Here is a 16,402-nt window from a genome sequence, read left to right on the forward strand (position 1 = left end):
ATAAATAAAATGGGGAGTACCGGTGGCGGTGCTCCCCATTTTATATTTAAGGACGGCATATTTAATGACGACCCAGTTTTTTAAGCATGCGGGCATGTTCCCACAGGGCGCGTATAAAGGTAGGTTGAACCTGGTAAGGTATATTAAAGGCTGCCGCCTGTTCTTTAACAATAGGGGCCAGCTTCCGGTAATGCACGTGGCAGATGCCGGAAAACAGGTGATGTTCTATCTGGTAGTTTAATCCGCCGATACACCAGGATAATACACGGCTGCGCGGTGCATAGTTGGTGGTGTTTTCCATTTCATGAATGGCCCAGCTGTCTTTCATTTTCCTGTCTGCATCGGGAGCGGCGTACCCGGAAGAGCTCATAACATGTGCCGGCTGGAAGATACAGGCCAGCAGTAACCCGGCGGTGAAATGCATGAGGAAGAATCCTGCGAGCACCCAATACCACGGCATTCCGGAAAATATTAACGGCAATACCAGGATATATCCGTAGTAGAATACTTTGAACACGGAGATCCTGAACATGGCCTGTTTTAACGTAACTTTTTGTTTTGAGAGCAGGCCATGACTTTTATAGCGCAGTACCTGCAGGTAATCCTTTGCTGTCATCCAGAAAAGGGTCATGAGCATGTAAAAGCCCCATGCGTACATGTGCTGGTAACGGTGATACCAGGCGCGTGGCTGATTAGGAGAGAAGCGCAGTAGTTTAATACTGTCTATATCTTCATCCAGACCGGACACATTGGTATACGTGTGGTGGAGCACGTTGTGCTGTATTTTCCAGGTGGGCGCGTATCCGCCAATAATTTCCAGGATATGTCCCATCATATTGTTGATGCTCTTTTTGGGAGAGAAGGAGCCGTGATTGGCGTCATGCATAATGGATGCGCCGATGCCTGTAACACCCAGACCACTGAGCAACCACAAACCAAGGTACAGCCATACGCTTCCTGCGCCGAGGCCCACCACCATCAATGTATAGGGTACAAAATATAAGGCGAGCATTACGATCGTTTTAATCCACATTTCCCTGTTGGCATACACAGAGATGTTGTTAGCGGAAAAATAATCCTGTACTGCAGCCTTTGCAGATTCAATAAAGCTGTTGTTACCGCGCGAAGCAAAGCGCACTATATGCCATTCCTCTTTTTTCATATTATTATTTTAATCAGAAAACGTGTTGTGATACAGAAAACGAGCAGGAGGGGAGAAGTGCTAATCAGTGTATATACCTGCAATTTACGACAAATGTTTTTAGCACGTGTTTAGCAGATTTCATCACTATCAAAAAAGGAAGTATATTCGGGTTTGCACATACATAATCTATATAACTGTCAATTATGGAACACCTGCTTACCGTTGACTCGCTCGTCAGCCTGTTAACGTTAACCGCCCTGGAAATAGTGTTGGGGATCGATAACATTGTGTTTATTTCTATCCTGGCGGGGAAACTGCCGGAAAATAAACAAAAGAAGGCCCGTCGCCTGGGGCTTGGACTTGCCATGTTTGTACGTATTTTATTGCTGCTGTCGATCAGCTGGATTATGTCGCTGACAAAGCCACTTTTTAATATCGGTGAATGGATTGGTGTGCAGAATGCGGAGTGGCTTGGAAAGCTGGCCATTTCAGGTCGTGACCTTATTTTACTGGTAGGAGGTTTATTTCTTATTTATAAAAGTACTGCAGAGATCCACGAGAAACTGGAAGGAGATGAACACGGCGTCGCCAATGCCAAACCTATGAGGTTTGGGCAGGTGATTGTGCAGATCCTGTTACTGGATATTGTGTTTTCACTGGATTCCGTGATTACAGCGGTGGGAATGGCAGATCATGTTGAGATCATGATTGCTGCGGTGGTGGTATCGGTAGGCGTTATGCTGCTGGCATCAGAATCTATCAGCCGTTTTGTGAACACGCATCCTACGGTGAAAATGCTGGCATTGTCGTTCCTGTTGCTCATAGGCGTTTCGCTTTTAGCGGAAAGCTTCGACCAGCATATTCCGAAAGGTTATATTTATTTTGCGATGGCGTTCTCTGTATTTATCGAGGTGCTGAATCTCAAGGTAAAATCGCGTTCAGAGAAACCGGTGAAGCTGCATAATGAGGCTGAAATGCCTCCGAAGGGGAAATAAAATAACGTTATCATCTTCCAAAAAAAAATAAGAGAGAAGGATATGAATTTTTATACACGGAAATGGGTAAAGCCGGAGGATCTGAATGCGCACGGCACTTTATTTGGCGGCAGTTTGCTGCGTTGGATTGATGAAGAAGCAGCTATTTATTCCATCATCCAGTTAGGCACCAACCGATGTGTAACCAAGTACATGTCTGAAATTAATTTTATCAATTCTGCCCGTCAGGGCGATATTGTAGAATTGGGTATTAAGGCCACCCACTTTGGCAGAACATCTCTCACACTTACCTGCCAGGTGCGGAATAAGATTACGCAAAAAACCATTCTTACGGTGGATAAAATGGTATTTGTAAGTGTGGATGAACTGGGAAAACCGGTTCCCCACGGCAGAACTGCCATTACATATACCGATGAACGGTTGAGGGAAGAGTAGCATTATATTTTCAGTCCGCCGAACATACTGAACAAAATAATCCCCAGCACCAACGTAGTAATAAACACATACAGCCTGTCTTTTTCCAGGGCAAACGCTATCAGTGAAAAAAAGATGCGGAGGATAGGTGTGGCCAACAGCACCAGTACGCCCAGTTGTATAAACTCGGTGGCGTTGCCGGCAGCTACACCGTGAAAAATTCCCCGGAAAGAAGTGTATTCCGCGCCTTCTCCTTTAAAGTGCGAATAGTCCGGTACGCTGGCAGCGCCCTGTTGCACAAGGTAAAAGATGCCTCCAAGCAATGCAATGCAGCTGGCGGTAACTACCCCGGTTCTCAGTTGTTTACCGATGAGTAATTCGATATCGCGGTCGCCGAGCATTTTCTTAAATATATTCATGACATCATCATTAAAACTGGTGATTTAATCCGTTATAGATCATTTCCAGCGCTACAAATGTGATGGCTGCGCAGAAGATGATCCGTAGCGTGCGTGCGTTGATGAAGGTAAGCAAACGGGCGCCGGTAAAGGCTCCGCCCAATACGCCCAGTACTACCGGGAAGGCCATGCCGGGATCGATGTAGCCCCGTTGAAGGTAGACCACCGCACTGGCTGCGGCGGTAACGCCGATCATAAAATTGCTGGTAGTGGTACTTACTTTGAAAGGAATGCGCATGGTGCTATCCATGGCCAGTACTTTTAATGCACCCGATCCTATGCCAAGCAGACCTGACAACACGCCTGCTATCAGCATGATGCCAAAGCCACCGGCTACATTTTTAAGTTTGTAACTCACTTCCCCGGTGGGTGTTGGATAGCTGCTGTTTAGTTTTAAGAGATAAGATAATTTACTGCCCGTTTGCTCCGCATGTTCATGCTTTTTCCGGATGGTCATAGCGGCGGAAAATATCAACACTACACCAAGCAGGATGGCAATAGTATTTACGGGAGTGAATATTGCCAGCAGTGCGCCTCCCACCGCACCTGCGGTGGTGGCTATTTCCAGGAACATGCCCAGCCGGATATTGGTAATGCCTTCTTTTATATACGCTGTGGCGGCGCCGGAAGAATTGGCGATAGAAGCCAGCAGGGCTACGCCGATGGCATACCGGATATCTACATGAAATACGAGTGTGAGTAATGGAATCAATATCACGCCGCCGCCCAAGCCGGTGAGGGAGCCTAAGAGCCCGGCCACGTAAGCGCCTGCCAGGAGTATTAAGCTAAAGATCAGGATATTCATCTTTGATATTTAATAGTTATTGTCCAGTATGTCTTCCATTACCTGCCGGGATAATTTGGCGTTACCACTTTTGATGGCTTTGTATAATTGTTCGTGCAGGTGGTGACTGATGGCAAAGTGACTGATACTTTGCGTATCGCGTTTGGTGAAAAAGTCGCGGATTACAGCGGTGAAGCTGCGAAAGAGATCGGCCAGCACATTATTACCTGAAGCGTTTGCGATAGCGGTGTGAAAGGCGATGTCGGCATCCAGGCATTCCTGGTATGCCTGTTCCAGGATGGCCTTTTTGCGTTGTTCCAGTAATGATTTCAGCTGGTGGAGATCTTCTTTGGTATGGTTTTCTGCGGCCAGTTTCACAATTTCATAGTCGAGCATGCGCCTTACCTGGTTAATTTCTTCGAAGTCGGCCCGCCTGAGCCGCTGGTCCAGCGATTCCGCCTGCACGGTTTCATTGACGAAAGTACCCGCGCCCTGCTGTACCCGCAGGATGCCCATCATGGCGAGTGTTTTAATGGCTTCACGAACGGTAGAGCGGCCTACGGCATATTGCACCATTAGCTCAGGTTCTGCAGGTATTTTCTGGCCGGGTTTATATTTTCCCTGGGAGATATCTTTCTGGATGGCGTTGATCACACGGTCCGACAGTTTGGATGGCTGCTCCATAAATTTTCATTTACGATACAAAGGTATGATGTTTAATTAAACATCTGATGTTTTATTTTTTTAGTCATGATAATTTAGCCGGTTGCAGGGTACCGTGTGAAATTGTAAATTTAGCTTTGCCGTTTACTTTCCACGCGAGTTGGATTCCACGTGAAGAAATTATAATACAGTGGTTATTTGTTGCCATTCCGCGTTTAGTATCAGGAAAGAAAAGTTATCCCGCATATCTTAAAAAATTATTGACATGAGAAAAATAGTCCTGTTAGCAACGATCCTGGTGATCCCTTATTTATTTTCCCGGGCGGGAGCGCCGGTGGATAAGGCAGATGTAATTATTTATGGCGGCACTTCGGCCGCGATTGTGGCTGCGGTGCAGGCGCATAAAATGGGTAAAACGGTGATTGTGGTATCGCCGGATAAACATGTTGGCGGTCTTTCGGCTGGCGGACTTGGTTTTACCGATACCGGCAATAAATCAGTCATCGGGGGGCTGGCCCGCGACTTTTACCACCGCATCTGGCTGCACTACCAGCAACCTGCCGCCTGGAACTGGCAACAGCAGGCGGAGTATGGCAATAAAGGCCAGGGTACGCCGGCAATGGATGGTACAGAGCGCACCATGTGGATCTTTGAACCGCATGTAGCAGAACAGGTATTTGAAGATTATATCCGGGAGAATAATATAAAAATTTACCGCGACGAGTGGCTGGACCGCCAGCAGGGTGTAAAAAAGGAAGGAGGAAAGATAACGGCGATTACTACCCTGAGCGGGCATACCTATAGCGGCAAAGTATTTATTGATGCCACCTATGAAGGCGACCTGATGGCGGCTGCCGGCGTAAGCTACACAGTGGGCCGCGAAGCAGTGGCCACTTATGGCGAAAGCTGGAACGGTGTGCAAACAGGCGTTTTACACCACGGGCATCATTTCAAGCAAAACATCAGTCCGTACCGCATTCCCGGTGATGCAAAAAGTGGATTGCTGCCCCGTGTTTCCGGCGAAGACCCCGGGGAAAAAGGAGCGGCAGATAAAAAGATCCAGGCATATTGTTTCCGTATGTGCCTTACCGACAAGCCTGCCAACCGTATTCCTTTTCCAAAGCCGGAGGGATATGATGCCACACAGTATGAATTACTCATCCGTGTGCTGGACAGCGGCTGGAACGAAGTATTCAATAAGTTTGATCCTATCCCCAACCATAAAACAGATGTGAACAATCACGGTCCTTTTAGTTTTGATAACATCGGCATGAACTACGATTATCCTGAAGCTACGTATGAACGCCGGAAGGAAATTATCCATGAGCATGAAGTGTATCAGCAGGGCTTATTATATTTCCTTGCCCACGATGCCCGTGTGCCGGCCGCTATTCAGCAACGCATGCAAACATGGGGATTGTCGGCCGATGAATTCCGCGACAATAAGAACTGGCCGCACCAGCTGTATGTGCGCGAGGCGAGGCGAATGAAAGGCATGCATGTGATGACGCAGCAATCGGTACTTGGCGAAAGTCCTGTGCCGCAATCGATCGGGATGGGTTCCTATACCCTGGATGCGCATAATGCGCAACGTTATGTGAAAAAAGACGGGTATGTGCAGAATGAAGGCGACATCGGTGTGGATATTAAGGAGCCTTACCAGGTGTCTTACGGATCCATACTTCCGCAGCGGGAAGAGTGCAGTAATCTGCTGGTACCGGTGTGCATGTCGGCGTCACATATTGCCTATGGCTCTATCCGGATGGAGCCGGTGTTTATGATCCTGGGTCAGAGTGCTGCCACGGCAGCGGTACTGGCCATTAATGGAAACAAGGCGGTGCAGGAAGTGGATTATACGCAGTTGAAGGCGCAGCTGGAGAAAGACCATCAGCGCTTATCAGCGCGATAGCTTAATACTATTCAATGGCCATCCATGCTGCAGCGGGCAGAAGCAAAGCGGCATGGATGGCACAATGATTGCGGCTGCTGCGGTATGAAAAAAGCTATGTTACCTACTATTTGCCGGGCTATTGGCCTGGGTATTGTTACCGGAATGCGCGGCGCAATGGGCCCCGCTTTTGCCAGTTATTTTGTTAGCCGCCAACCTTCGGAAAAGCTGCGTAAATCGCCTTTAGGCTTTATGCAAAAAAACATGACTTCCCGTTATTTACAAACCATGGCCGCCGGGGAACTGGTGATAGATAAAGCACCGGGTACACCAAATCGTATAGCCGCTACCGGTGTTACGGGCAGGGCGCTTTCCGGTGCATTGGCAGGAGCTACTATCTACCAGGCAAAAGGTGAGAAAGCCTGGAAAGGGGCGCTGATTGGCGGCGTGGCAGCAGTAGCCGCGGCATATGCATTTTTCTATTTACGCAAGGCTACCGGCAGGAAACTACACGTAAGGGATGCAGCGGTAGGCGGACTGGAAGACGCTGTAGCAGTGGGTATCGCGGCATTGTCTATCAGGAAGAAAAGATAAATCCTTGTTTTCCTGGAGAAAAAAACTACATTTGCATCCCCATTGAACAATGCCTAATAGTATAATGGTAGTACGACAGATTTTGGTTCTGTTTGTCTAGGTTCGAATCCTGGTTGGGCAACCAAATTAGAGAGAATGGAATTATTTCCATTCTCTCTTTTGTTTTTTAGGCTCCAACAATAATTATTCCGGCGTCAAGAATATACCCGATTAAATTATTAACTTTCTAATGGATGAAGAATATCCAAAGAAGTCAATAATTAAAATGCTTATCATGACAGCAGACGAAATTTATCTAAAAATCGGCCAGGAAATCTCTAATGTTATTGAAAGCGGGAATTGGACTAACGCCAGGTTGGAAATTGAAATTGTTGGTGAAGGTGTTGTTGGTTATACCGGAGATTATTTTGCAAACAATGAGCAAAAGGATATGTCGGTAGAAAACATTGATGATGATATTACAGATTGGTTAAACGAACTACATAAGGTTACTACAGAAGGTGGCAATAACAAATGGAACAAAGCAATTTTTACATTGACCCCTGATGGCCAATTTGATATGGAATTCAATTGGGACCAGGAGCTGCATGATCAGGTTGAAAAGTTAAGTCAGTGATCGCATAACTATAAGAAATCAATATTCTCAACAAACAAACAAGTTATGGAACAGGCGAACCAACTAATCAGTGAAATCATTCAGGGGGCTTGCGACAATATACCTTCAGCTACCTGGGATAGTTTTTCAATTACAATAAAGGCATTAAACAAAATGATAGAAATCGGAGCCTTTTACGAAGAAGGCGGCAACATGCTTTCATTTGATCCTGAAGAAAATGGTAATGATATTACTATGAAGATAAAATCCCTGCGCGAACAAATGTACCGGCTCTCTCCTGGTAATGGCGCCTGGTATTCCACTTATTTTACGGTGGACAATACCGGGAAGTTCCAAACAGAATTTGATTATGACAATAAGCCTGAATTTGAATATACGCCGTCTAATGAAAAATTTATCGATGATCTGAAAACCTTTCCGCGTGATGAAGCTTTAATCCCACAATGGTTGCATGATCTTGCAGGTTCTTAGTAAGATCGTTGCAATGTAACATAAAAAAGGCGCCGGAGGTGACCCAGGAGATTGTACGCCCCGCCCGGCGTGAAAAACCACTCATCTTTTTTGCCCGAAGTATAATAATTTAAACTCTATATTTACCCCGGGATTCCGCCTTCACCATAAAAAATTAATATCAGCCATGCCGGCCATCGAGGGGCAAACAGATGAAGAATTGTTGTTGTTGCTGCAGTCGGGTAATGAACAGGCGCTGACCCTGTTGTATAAGCGGCACTGGGAACCGCTGTTCTTGTCGGCCTACCAGGTGCTGAAAGATAAAGAAGCCTGTAAAGACCTGGTACAGGAGCTATTTACAGAGCTGTGGCAAAAATCCCATCGTATCCGGTTAACCGTTTCCCTAAAAGCTTATCTTTCTGCCAGTATCCGTTACAAAGTATTCCGGTATATCCGGCAAAACCCGGTGAGAGAGGAATTGTTTGATCATATGATGGAGCGGATGGAAGCTGCTTCGCCGGAAAGTAAGCTCGCCGTAAAAGAGCTGCAATCCCTGCTGAATACCCTGATAGACACTTTGCCGGAGAAATGCCGGATCATATTCCGGATGAGCCGGGACCAACATCTTTCCCATAAAGAGATCGCCACACAACTGAATGTTTCTGTGAAAACCGTTGAAAACCAGATCAGTATTGCCATCCGTAAGCTACGGTCCGCCCTGGGCTATGCTTTGCTGCTTCTCCTGCTTGTTAATAAATAATTTTTTTGTTCTGCTTTGGGGGTAGCCCTTCTTTTTTGTCACTAGTGATAAAATACCCGGTATGAACAGACAGGAGTTTTTTTCATTGATAGATAAATGGATGGACGGATCGGCGAGCGCGGAGGAGATGCAATCATTAATGAATTACTATCACAGTTTCAAGGCCACCACGGAATGGGATGAAGCGCAGCTTGGCGCTAAAGCCCTGCTGGAGGCAGAAATGGAGCAGCAATTATTATTGCGCATCAGAACCTCGCAGCCGGAAACAGCGCCGGTAAAACGCATCTGGTGGCCTAAGGTAGCCGCTGCAGCTGCAGTTGTGCTGGTATTGGCAGCCACCGGCTGGTGGTATTTCCAGCGCCCTGCGATGCAAACGCCTGCTCACTCCCAACAGCAATTAGTGGCCACTAAAGCCGGGGAGCATAAAAAGATGCTCCTGCCTGATAGTACCATTGTTTGGCTCAGCCCAGCCTCCCGGCTGGAATACTCGGATGCTTTCGGGAAAGGGAACCGGGAACTTACGTTGAGCGGTGAAGCCTTTTTTGAGGTGGCTACGGATGCCGGGCAGCCTTTTATTATTCACAGCGGGCGTGTAGATACGCGGGTATTGGGCACCTCTTTTAATATCCAGGCATTTGATGCGCAGCCGGATGTAGCGGTAACCGTATTAACCGGTAAGGTAGCTGTAGGCAACGCGGATAGCGCGGTGCATGTATCTCCCAGCCAGCGGGCGGTATTCAGCAAGGCAACGGGTAAAATCACGAAGGAAGACCAGGTGGCTACCAGCGGCTTACTGAGCAGGCGGGAAGGCATCCTGAAATACGACCGGGCGGGGCTGCGGGAAGTGGCGGCCGACCTGGGCTATTACTACAACGTAAACATTGAGATCACAGGAGATATTTCCAACTGTTTTTATTTCGGGGAATTTAATACCAACGGCACTTTGGAGAAAGCGTTGCGGCAACTGTGTTTGTCGCTCAATGCCACACTGGAAAACAAAGGGACCACTTACATCATCAGGAAGGACAAGGAATGCTGAACGTTATGATATAAACCACCAACCTATGCATAAAGAAGCGCCACCTACATAAAAAGAACCTCCCTTGCGGGAGGCTGAAAGTTAAGTCTTAACGCTAGTATGCCACACTGGCCTGGTAACCGATGGCAGCTAGTTTTTACTCAACCTTAATCTACGTAAAAGTATGAAAAAATGTGTACCTGTAATAGGCATGCTAATGAAAATGTCATTGTGTATTGTAGTCGTTGTATGTAGTACCACACTAACATTGCTGGCCAAGCATACCGAAGCTCAACTGCTTGAAAAAAGAATTACGCTGAAAGTGGAAGGAGGAGCATTGCATGATGCTTTGGATGAGATAGGCGCCAGCGCCAATCTTTCTTTCAGCTATGCGGTGAATAAGGAAATCTTCAACAGCATAGTCACTATCCGGGCAAAGCACCAGAAAGTAGGCAATGTGCTGAAGGATCTCCTGGCGCCGTTTTCTTTGGAATATTTTATAGCAGATGATAAAGTGATCATCCGCCGCAGCAATGAAATGCTGGCAAACATGCTGCTGGACGCCGATGCGGGCCTGATGTACAAAGATATCCGCGGCAAGGTGGTCAATGAAAAAGACGATCCCTTACCCGGTGTATCTATCCGGGTAAAAGATGCTTCCATGGCAACCGTTACTGATGAGAAAGGAGAATACATACTAAAGGGAATTCCTGAAAATGCCATACTCGTAGTATCTTTTATGGGATATAATACCCAGGAGATAGCCAGCGGTAAGGATACCCAGCTCCGTATCGTACTCACGGAAGACACCAAAAAGCTCGGTGAAATTGTAGTAGTAGGCTATGGCTCCCAGAAAAGGGCTAGTCTTACCAGCGCGGTATCCTCTGTAAAAGGCGCCGCAGTAGCGGAAAGGCCCGTGCCTAACGTGGTAAACGCCTTACAGGGACAAGTACCTGGTTTGTTTATACAACAAACCGATGGTATGCCCGGCACTAACAACAACAAACTGAATATCCGCGGTATCAGCACTTTATCCAGCAATCCCGTACTGGTGCTGATTGACGGCGTGGCCGGTCAGCTGGAAACCGTAAATCCCCAGGACATCGATAACATCAGTATCCTGAAAGATGCTTCTGCCACCGCTATTTATGGTGCGCGAGCTTCCGGCGGGGTAATACTCGTTACCACCCGCAAAGGTAAACTGAACAGCAAGCCTTCGCTCGCTTACGATGCTTACGCAGGCGTACAGCAGCCTACCTATCTCCCAAAACTGGTAGACGCAGTATCCTTTATGCGCAAATGGAATGAATCCCAGCTGAATGATAATCCTGATGCCACCGTGCGTTTTTCTGACGCCAATATCCAGCAATACGCCAGCGGCGAATTGCCCAGCACCGACTGGATCAAAGCCATCTTCAAAGAAAACGCACTCCAGATGCAACATAACGTTGGCATCTCCGGAGGAACAAAAAATACGGATTACTTTGTATCACTTGGATACCTGAAACAGGAAGGACTGGTAGAAGGCGTCATGAACGAGCGCTTTACCTCCAGGGTAAACGTGAATACTCAGATATTGGATAACCTGAAGTTTGGGATCAATACCGTGTATATGAATGCCCCTAAAAGCTTTGCAGGCGCCGGTATTTACACTACCGCCATGCACTGGGCGTATATTTTAAACCCTACAGAATGGGCGTATACACCGCAGGGCCGCGACAGAAGCTACCGCGGTGGTTCCCAGCCGGTAGCGATTATCAATCACGGCGGATTTGAAAATTACAAAGACAATTACTTTAATACCAACCTGACCCTGGATTACGGTATTGCTAAAAACCTGTCGGTAAAAGGACAGTATTCTTACAACACCCGCGATATCAAACATAAAATTTTCAGGGCTACCTACAAGCTGTATGATGACGAGGAGAACCTCGTTACCACCCAGCAATCGCCCAATTCATTGAACGACGATTATAATACCACTATTAACCAAACCTTTATTGGCACGCTTAATTATGGATTACAGGTAAAGCAGCACGACTTTAAAGCCCTGCTGGGATACAGCCAGGAAAGCCTGAAATATGACTCCTATTCCCTGGGCCGCCAGGATTTTCTGAATAATGATATTCACGTCATCAACGGCGGCAGTATGGAAAAAGACCAGTGGACTACCGGCGGCGGTGCGTATGAGTGGGCGATCCAGTCGATGTTCGGACGGTTGTCTTACAGCTTTAAAGACCGCTACCTGCTGGAAGTAAACGGCCGGTACGACGGCTCGTCCCGTTTCAAGAATAACCGCTGGGGATTCTTCCCTTCTGTTTCTGCCGGATGGAGAATTTCGGAAGAAGATTTCCTGAAAGGGTCTGATATTGTCAGCAACCTGAAACTGCGTGGCTCTTACGGTAAAGTAGGTAACCAGAATGCAACGGGAACGGATACACGTGGTATCTATTCCTGGGCCAGCCTGATAGGTACCGGCGCTTCTTATTTCAACGATAAGGCGCAAACCACTACCTACTATAACAATACCGCTAACCCGGATCTTACCTGGGAAGAAAAAGTAACCGGCAACATCGGGGTGGATGCAGGATTCTTAGATGAGAAAATTACCCTTACCGCTGATGTTTTTAAAGAGAAGACCACCGGGATTTTATTAACGCCCAGTGTGCCGTCGACCTTTGGCCGTGATGCCCCCGTAATGAACCTGGGGCGCATGAGCAACTGGGGATGGGAAGTATCTGCCGGCTACCAGAACCGCGATAATAAGCTGAAGTATGGCGTAATGGTGAATATCTACGATTCCCGTAACAAGATCCTTGACCTGGGCGGCACACCGGATGTATTGCAGGAAAACCCTGTCATGGTGGGCCAGTCGCGGTGGACCTGGTACGGCTATAAAGCGCTTGGCCTGTATCAGTCCGACGAGGAAGTGAAAGCATCGCCTACCTATAAGCCGCAGAATAAAGCCGGCGATATCAAATACCAGGACACCAACGGCGATGGAAAAATTACCCCGGAAGACCGTGTAATACTGGGTGATGCAGACCCGCACGTGATGTTTGGCGTGAACGCCAATTTTTCCTGGAAGCAGTTTGACCTGAGCATGTTATTCCAAGGGGTGCTGAAAAACAAAACCTATCTCACCGGCTATGCCGTGAGCCCGTTCAACTACGGCGGTTCCTTTACCACCGACCTGATGGACTCCTGGACACCGGAGAATAAAGGCGCCCGATATCCATTGATGCGTCAGGACCTGAGCGTGAACTACGATCTTTCCGACTGGTGGCTGTATGATTCAAAATATGTACGCTTAAAGAACCTGCAACTGGGATATAATGTGCCCACGCATATTTTGCAGCGTGCGAAGATTGGCCAGCTCCGTTTTTATTTCATGATGGAAAATGCGCTGACGCTGAAGTCGAAACGTTTCCCGAAAAACTTTGACCCGGAAATCGACAACTGGCAGTCGGGTGTAAACTTCCCGCAAATGAAGACATACACCTTTGGTTTGAACCTGAAATTCTGATGACGCTATCACTGCAAAACAACAAGAACATGAAACGACTACACATCTTCACTATATTATGCGCCTGCTGCCTTTTGGCTGCCTGCTCTAAAAATTACCTCGACCGTGCGCCGCTGGATCAATACTCTGATGACACCTACTGGACCACTGAATCCGATGCCGTGAAGTTTGCTTCCAGGGTATATGAGTTCCTTCCTTCCGCCGACTTTTTTGTTTGCTATGAAGGAATGAGCGACAACGCTTTTTCCAAAACGGCTTCCTGGGGAAATACCCTTCGCAATGCACAGCTGATTGGCAACAGCACTTTTGTAGCCACCACCGGTAATCTTGGCGACGAATGGAAATACGACCAGGTGAGGCATTGCCTTGAATTCCTGGATCGTGTGGACAAAGTACCTGATATGAACGAGGGGTTGAAGAAAAGATTAAAAGCAGAAGTGAAGGTATCACTGGCTTACCGCTATTTTATAATGGCTACGCTTTTCAGGGATGTGCCTTTGGTGACAAAAGTATTTGCTACTCCCGGGGAGTCGGATGTGCCGCAGGACAAGAAAGCCCTGGTGATTGCCCAGGCCATCAAATGGCTGGATGAAGCTGCGCCGGACCTGCCGCCATCTTACACTGGTGATGATAAAGGCCGCTTCACGCAGGGGGCAGCCTGGGGACTGAAAGCGCGTGTACTCTTATATACCGGCGATTATGCAGGCGCTGCTGCGGAAGCAAAGAAAGTAATTGACAGCAAGGTGTATTCCCTGTATCCTGATTATTATAACCTGTTTCAGCAGGAGGGAGATTATTCTGCTGAAAGCATCATCAGTTATATCCACGTAAAAGAGTTACGCCCCAATGGCCTGCGTGATATTGCCGGTGTGAATTCCGTTTCAGGAGGTACGCTTTACCTGAATCCTTTGCCTTCGCTGGTAGATGATTATGAAAGCGCTGCCGGTTATTATCCTTACACCAAAGACCCGGCCTATGATGTGCACGCACCGTGGAAGAACCGCGATCCGCGTTTAAACGCTACTATTTATTATCCGGGCAGCACACTGGCAAATGCAAAGATGTATGATCCTATTAACAGTACGCTGGATAAAATAGGCGGTGATAAAGCAACATACACCGGCTACGCCTTTAAGAAGATCTTCGATAAAACGGAGCTGGAATCGCGCGATAACGGTGGCAACGACTGGAAGATCCTTCGTTATGCAGAAGTATTGCTTACGTATGCAGAAGCAGCTAACGAAGCTACCGGGCCATCTGTAGATATTACCAATGCGCTGAATGAAATCAGGCGCCGTGCCGGCATGCCCGATGTAGCTGCCACTTTTGCCCTCAACGGATGGAGTATGAGCAAGGAAACGCTGCGTACTTTTATCCGTCATGAGCGCCGGATAGAGCTGGCTGGTGAAGGACACCGCTACTTCGATATTCTGCGCTGGAGGATTGGGCAGCAGGCATTGAACGGGCCTATCTACACCATAGATGCATCTGCCGGTTTAACGGATATTCCTGCCACTGGCGGCAAAACAAATAAGTATCCTAAAACAAAGCTGGAAGACCGGCATTTTACTACGGATAAATTTTATGTATGGCCAATACCACAGGGCATACTGGATCAGGGCCGCAAATTGGTGCAACAGCCTGAATGGAAGTAGGTACTTTTTATTTTTTGATATTTTAACTCATTAGCTTGTGAAAAAGAATCAGGTTATCAGCATTTTGGCAGCAGCACTGTTACTTATAACGGGGCGGGCAGGAGCGCAGCAAACGCCGTCGCTGCCAGCATTGCAGCAGCAGTTTGTAGATCTGCGTTTCGGTATGTTTATCCATTTCAATATTCCTACTTTTATGGATGATGACTGGGCCGATCCGGAAGCATCGCCGGCTATTTTTAATCCGAAGAAACTGGATTGTAATCAGTGGGCGGAAGCGGCCAAATCGGCGAACATGTCTTACGGTTGCTTAACTACGAAGCACCATAGCGGTTTTGCCATCTGGGATACCAAAACAACTCCTTATAATGTAATGAACAGCCCGTTGAAAAGGGATGTGGTAAAAGAGTATACCACTGCTTTCCGTGCGAAAGGGCTGAAGGTGATGCTGTATTATTCTATCCTGGATACGCACCATAAAATCAGGCCGGGGCAAATTACAAAGGAGCATATTAAGATGATCAAGGCGCAGCTCACGGAGCTGCTCACCAACTATGGCGACATTACGGCGTTAATCATTGATGGTTGGGACGCGCCGTGGTCGAGGATTTCCTACGACGATGTTCCCTTTGAGGAAATTTACGGCCTGATCAAAAGGCTGCAGCCTAAATGCCTGGTGATGGATTTGAATGCCGCCAAGTATCCTGCGGAGGCGTTATTTTATACGGATATCAAATCCTACGAGCAGGGTGCAGGGCAGCATATCTCCACTGATAATAACCGTTTACCGGCGCTGTCCTGTTTGCCTATCAATACTGCCTGGTTCTGGAAAGCGGATTTTCCCACTACACCGGTGAAGCCTGTGGACCAACTGGTCAATGAAAACATTGTTCCTTATGGTAAAGCCTGGTGTAATTTCATTTTGAACGTGGCGCCTAACCGTGATGGTTTAATTGATAACAACGCGCTGGAGGCATTAAAGCAAATCGGGAAGCAGTGGAAAAATGACGGGCCGGTAGCGGCATTACCTGCGTATGCATCTCCCATTATTTCTCCAAATATTGCCAAGCACCAGGCTGCTAATTCCAGCTGGAGCAGTGATATGAACATCATGGATTTTGCAAACGACGATAGTTTCAGAAGTACGTGGCAGTCGAACCCCGCAGTGAAGCAGCCCTGGTTTGAAGTGGAATTCGACCGGCAGCAGGGTTTTAACATGATTGTGATTACGGAAGATAAAGTGCGTCTTAAGCAATACAGGCTGGAGTATAATGAGAACGGGGAGTGGAAGCCATTGCCGTCAGCAGGGGAGAATGCAGGGCGTGTGAGGATTCACCGTTTTCCGCGTGTGTGGGGTAATAAAGTAAGGATACTGATAGACGGTTACGCTGAAACGCCTGCGATTGCAGAGTTTGGCGTGTATAACGAGAAACGGTAACG

15 protein-coding genes and 1 tRNA gene are annotated in these 16,402 nt (G+C 47.5%); 12 read left to right on the forward strand and 4 right to left on the reverse strand.

The genetic code is table 11. The features are described 5' to 3' along the window. Nucleotides 1-61: 61 nt before the first annotated feature. The gene (locus AB6805_RS25195) at nt 62-1,162 is read right to left on the reverse strand and encodes a fatty acid desaturase (RefSeq protein ID WP_370912216.1); all 1,101 of its coding nucleotides are present in this window, start codon (nt 1,160-1,162) and stop codon (nt 62-64) included. Between the two features lie 185 nt (nt 1,163-1,347). On the opposite strand from AB6805_RS25195, the gene AB6805_RS25200 reads away from it, so the two are divergent. Beyond that, nucleotides 1,348-2,139, forward strand: a complete 792-nt coding sequence (locus AB6805_RS25200; protein WP_370912217.1) for a TerC family protein — start codon at nt 1,348-1,350, stop codon at nt 2,137-2,139. A gap of 42 nt (nt 2,140-2,181) precedes the next feature. Beyond that, nucleotides 2,182-2,574, forward strand: coding sequence for an acyl-CoA thioesterase (locus AB6805_RS25205; RefSeq protein WP_370912218.1), 393 nt, complete (start codon nt 2,182-2,184; stop codon nt 2,572-2,574). Between the two features lie 2 nt (nt 2,575-2,576). Here AB6805_RS25205 and AB6805_RS25210 read toward each other — a convergent pair whose 3' ends face one another. The 3 genes from AB6805_RS25210 to AB6805_RS25220 are packed head-to-tail and all read right to left on the reverse strand — an operon-like array spanning nt 2,577 to nt 4,479. Beyond that, on the reverse strand, nt 2,577-2,972 hold the full coding sequence (locus AB6805_RS25210) for a DUF1634 domain-containing protein (protein ID WP_370912219.1): 396 nt from the start codon (nt 2,970-2,972) through the stop codon (nt 2,577-2,579). A gap of 10 nt (nt 2,973-2,982) precedes the next feature. Then, entirely contained in the window at nt 2,983-3,816 is an 834-nt protein-coding gene (locus AB6805_RS25215; protein ID WP_079470629.1) for a sulfite exporter TauE/SafE family protein, read from the reverse strand. Nucleotides 3,817-3,825: 9 nt separating this feature from the next. Beyond that, a complete protein-coding gene (locus AB6805_RS25220) occupies nt 3,826-4,479 on the reverse strand; it encodes a FadR/GntR family transcriptional regulator (protein ID WP_370912220.1) in 654 nt (217 codons plus the stop codon). Between the two features lie 244 nt (nt 4,480-4,723). On the opposite strand from AB6805_RS25220, the gene AB6805_RS25225 reads away from it, so the two are divergent. From AB6805_RS25225 to AB6805_RS25270, 10 genes are all read left to right on the forward strand, one after another. Further along, on the forward strand, nt 4,724-6,367 hold the full coding sequence (locus AB6805_RS25225) for an FAD-dependent oxidoreductase (protein ID WP_370912221.1): 1,644 nt from the start codon (nt 4,724-4,726) through the stop codon (nt 6,365-6,367). Nucleotides 6,368-6,463: 96 nt separating this feature from the next. Then, entirely contained in the window at nt 6,464-6,940 is a 477-nt protein-coding gene (locus tag AB6805_RS25230) for a DUF4126 family protein (protein WP_370912222.1), read from the forward strand. A gap of 50 nt (nt 6,941-6,990) precedes the next feature. Continuing rightward, nucleotides 6,991-7,064, forward strand: a tRNA-Gln gene (locus tag AB6805_RS25235). A 150-nt stretch (nt 7,065-7,214) separates the two neighbouring features. Then, complete coding sequence (locus AB6805_RS25240; protein WP_370912223.1) at nt 7,215-7,556, forward strand: hypothetical protein; 342 nt, start codon at nt 7,215-7,217, stop codon at nt 7,554-7,556. Nucleotides 7,557-7,601: 45 nt separating this feature from the next. Next, nucleotides 7,602-8,027, forward strand: a complete 426-nt coding sequence (locus AB6805_RS25245; protein ID WP_370912224.1) for an immunity protein YezG family protein — start codon at nt 7,602-7,604, stop codon at nt 8,025-8,027. Between the two features lie 166 nt (nt 8,028-8,193). After that, nucleotides 8,194-8,766: an RNA polymerase sigma-70 factor gene (locus AB6805_RS25250; protein WP_370912225.1), complete on the forward strand. Its 573-nt coding sequence runs from the start codon at nt 8,194-8,196 to the stop codon at nt 8,764-8,766. A 61-nt stretch (nt 8,767-8,827) separates the two neighbouring features. Beyond that, the gene (locus tag AB6805_RS25255; RefSeq protein WP_370912226.1) at nt 8,828-9,805 is read left to right on the forward strand and encodes a FecR family protein; all 978 of its coding nucleotides are present in this window, start codon (nt 8,828-8,830) and stop codon (nt 9,803-9,805) included. A gap of 196 nt (nt 9,806-10,001) precedes the next feature. After that, on the forward strand, nt 10,002-13,310 hold the full coding sequence (locus tag AB6805_RS25260) for a SusC/RagA family TonB-linked outer membrane protein (RefSeq protein ID WP_370912227.1): 3,309 nt from the start codon (nt 10,002-10,004) through the stop codon (nt 13,308-13,310). A 29-nt stretch (nt 13,311-13,339) separates the two neighbouring features. Further along, nucleotides 13,340-14,965, forward strand: coding sequence for a RagB/SusD family nutrient uptake outer membrane protein (locus AB6805_RS25265; protein WP_370912228.1), 1,626 nt, complete (start codon nt 13,340-13,342; stop codon nt 14,963-14,965). A 37-nt stretch (nt 14,966-15,002) separates the two neighbouring features. Next, a complete protein-coding gene (locus AB6805_RS25270) occupies nt 15,003-16,400 on the forward strand; it encodes an alpha-L-fucosidase (RefSeq protein ID WP_370912229.1) in 1,398 nt (465 codons plus the stop codon). Nucleotides 16,401-16,402 lie beyond the last annotated feature (2 nt).

It is taken from the genome of Chitinophaga sp. RCC_12, assembly GCF_041360695.1.
Lineage (GTDB): Bacteria > Bacteroidota > Bacteroidia > Chitinophagales > Chitinophagaceae > Chitinophaga.